4 protein-coding genes are annotated in these 2,651 nt (G+C 66.1%); 3 read left to right on the top strand and 1 reads right to left on the bottom strand.

Features of this window, described 5'->3' with window-relative positions; translation table 11 throughout:
* Together K8V84_RS11660 and K8V84_RS11655 are read left to right on the top strand one after the other, a co-directional pair.
* A partial coding sequence (locus tag K8V84_RS11660) for a DUF2071 domain-containing protein (protein ID WP_304074081.1) occupies positions 1-292 on the top strand: 292 nt, incomplete at its 5' end.
* 249 nt (positions 293-541) lie between these two features.
* Positions 542-1,330 (top strand): SGNH/GDSL hydrolase family protein, encoded by a 789-nt coding sequence (locus K8V84_RS11655; protein WP_304074080.1) that lies wholly within the window; start codon positions 542-544, stop codon positions 1,328-1,330.
* A gap of 311 nt (positions 1,331-1,641) precedes the next feature.
* Here K8V84_RS11655 and K8V84_RS11650 read toward each other — a convergent pair whose 3' ends face one another.
* Positions 1,642-2,421: a hypothetical protein gene (locus K8V84_RS11650; RefSeq protein WP_304074079.1), complete on the bottom strand. Its 780-nt coding sequence runs from the start codon at positions 2,419-2,421 to the stop codon at positions 1,642-1,644.
* Here K8V84_RS11650 and K8V84_RS11645 point away from each other — a divergent pair.
* A partial coding sequence (locus tag K8V84_RS11645) for a hypothetical protein (RefSeq protein WP_304074078.1) occupies positions 2,420-2,651 on the top strand: 232 nt, incomplete at its 3' end. The genes K8V84_RS11650 and K8V84_RS11645 overlap by 2 nt on opposite strands.

The raw sequence follows: 2,651 nt of genomic DNA, 5'->3' as shown, positions 1-2,651 counted from the left end.
CCTTCCGGGTGAGGCCTCCGGTTCCTGGGTTCTGCGGATCGGCGACCCCCTGCCCGAGCCGAGCCGCCTGGAGCACTTCCTCACCGCCCGCTGGGGCCTGCACACCCGCCACTTCGGCCGCACCTGGTGGGTGCGCGTGAGCCATCGTCCCTGGCCCCTCCACCAGGCGGAATCGCTCCACCTGGACGGAAACCTCCTGGCCGCAGCCGGAGTCGCCCCACCACCCGAACCCCCGGTCTCCGTCCTCTGGGCGCCCGGGGTCTCCTGCCCCATCACCCCCACCCTCCTCTGAGGAGGTGATTCCGGACGCCCTGATCCCCACCTTGTAAGTCAATACCCGAAAGTCTTGTCATTGTGCGATCCCGTGAGGAATCATGATCCCGGTCGGTAGTTTGCCCCCAAACTTCCGATGTTCATTTCATTACCCCCGACAGTTCGACCGATATGGCACTGGCCAACTCCCCGTTCTTAGCCAGCGCCGATATCGCACGACACCATTACAATCAGCCCCCGATCCCCCGAATCGAGCGGAGACCCCCCCTTGTCCGTCAGTCGTGCCTTGGCGGCCGTATCCGGCCTTGCCTTCATTCCCCTGATCTTCGCCGCCCCCGTGTCGGCGGAGGTCGCCGACATCAACTATGTCGCGCTCGGTGATTCCTTCTCCTCCGGCCTGGGAACCGCCGACTACGACGACGATGGCTGCAAGCGAGGACCTGCGGCCTACCCCGAACTCTGGGCCGCCTCCAACGCGCCCGCCGCCTTCGACTTCGTCGCCTGCTCCGGTGCCACCACCGACGACGTGCTCAACGACCAGGTCTCCGCGCTGTCACCGGAAACCAATCTGGTCACCATTACCATCGGCGGAAACGATGTCGGATTCGCCGATGTCATCACCACCTGTCGCCTTGGTAGTAACGCTGACTGCGACGAGGTGGGTGAGCAGGCCGAAAACGAGGTCCGTGACGTGTTGCCCGGCCTTTTGGACCAGACCTACGGTGCCATCACCGAGGCCGCGCCCCAGGCACAGGTCGTCGTCCTGGGCTACCCCAGCCTGTTCGAGCTCGGACCGTGCGGCGTGGGAAGCATCGGTGAGGTCAAGCGCGAGAGGCTGAACCAGATGGCCGACGTCCTCTCCGACACCATCGCCGACCGCGCCACCTCGGCCGGGCTGACCCACGTCGACGTGAACGGCACCTTCGAGGGCCACCGGGTCTGCGCCGACGAGCCGTGGATCAACGGCACCAAGGTGCCGATCTCCGAGTCGTACCACCCCAACGCGTCCGGCCACTCCGAGGGTTACCTGCCCGCCATGGCCGGCGCCATCGGCTGACCCGCAAGCAGCCGAGGGTGCCTCGCCCGATGCGAGGCCCAAGGCCGGCCCCACCCGAGCCTTCCTTCAGGACGTTTCCTGCTGGAAGGGGGCGGTGGGGCCGGCCCGTCCGATTTCCTGCCGGGCGGAACCGGTCACCGATGTTCACACGCTGGCCCGACCTTGCGGAGAACGAAGCCCGCATCAGACTTCTCTGAACATCGGTCCGGAAGTCGCCCGCCTCCCAGGCCTTGAAGGCCGCCCTCCACGGGCATCAACGGGACCACATCGCGGACCGGGTGTCCGACATCGAGAACGCCGCTGCGGAGACCTCACCCGGGAATCGGCTGGGACTGCCGTTCGGGCACGGCCCCGGCACCTCCCTTCGGTGTCGGCTCATGCGAATCCGAAGGCGGGTCGGCCTCGGGCTGGGGAGGGACGTTCCTCGTAGGTGGTTCCGCTTCCCTGTCGAACCACGGCTTGCCCTCGGCGGCGATGCCTTCCAGGATGCGGAGTGTGTGGGAGAACCCGGCCGCGTCGAGGTTGATCTCCGAACTCTCGCTCGGCGGCGCCTCGTCCACCGTGTCGCGGGTGGGGATCTCGGACACGGGGATCCCCTTGGCCGGTCCGTTGGTCAGGGTGATTTTCAGCGTGTAACGTCGCATGCCCTTGATCTCCACCTGGACGGAGGAAATCGCGTCGAAGCGGTAGTTGTACCGCTCCTTCACCTCCCAGGTCCCACGCTCGAAATCGAGGTCAGCGGTGGCTTCGCGCACACCCTCTTCGGTCACCAGGAAGATCCTGATCTCATACCTCGAATAGCGCCAAGGGCCACAAGGGACGTGGGCCGATTTGCAGGGCTGATTCGGCGTCGGCAGAAAGGCGTGGGCGACGACCTCGTGCCAGACCAGACCGTGGTGCCTCAACACTTGGTCGAGGATCAGTGTCTTGTCGGCGTCCAGCCAGCCCTCCATCTCTTGCTCCGAGGGGCGTAGCTCGTCGAGCTTGGCCTTCCATCGCTCGCGCTCGGCTTTGCGGGCCTCGACGATCTCCTCCCGCTCCTGACTCTGCTCACGGAAGCGTCGACGCTCGCTTTGGATGTTCAGCCACATGGGGACCGTGAACCTGGCGGTGACCGCTGCCAAGAGCACGCAGCCCACCGTGGTCACCGGGGCCTGCTGGAACGCCGCCGACAGGGCCGTCACGGTCGCCGCTCCCAAGAGCAGGAACAGGGACACGCACCGAAACCTGGTCACCATGGTCACGTTGTGGACCTCTCGCGGCTCCAGCGGCATTCCTCCGGTCCAGCGACGCCGCACGTCACGGGCCATGAATCGGATCA

It is taken from the genome of Nocardiopsis listeri (genome assembly GCF_020741345.1).
Taxonomy (GTDB): Bacteria; Actinomycetota; Actinomycetes; order Streptosporangiales; family Streptosporangiaceae; genus Nocardiopsis; species Nocardiopsis listeri_A.
The sequence above is the reverse complement of the archived record's forward strand: the minus strand, read 5'-3'. Positions and strand labels throughout refer to the sequence as shown.

Coding starts and splice junctions, on each gene's coding strand:
- K8V84_RS11650 (WP_304074079.1), bottom strand. CDS start 2,421: ATGTGGCTGAACATCCAAAGCGAGCGTCGACGCTTCCGTGAGCAGAGT.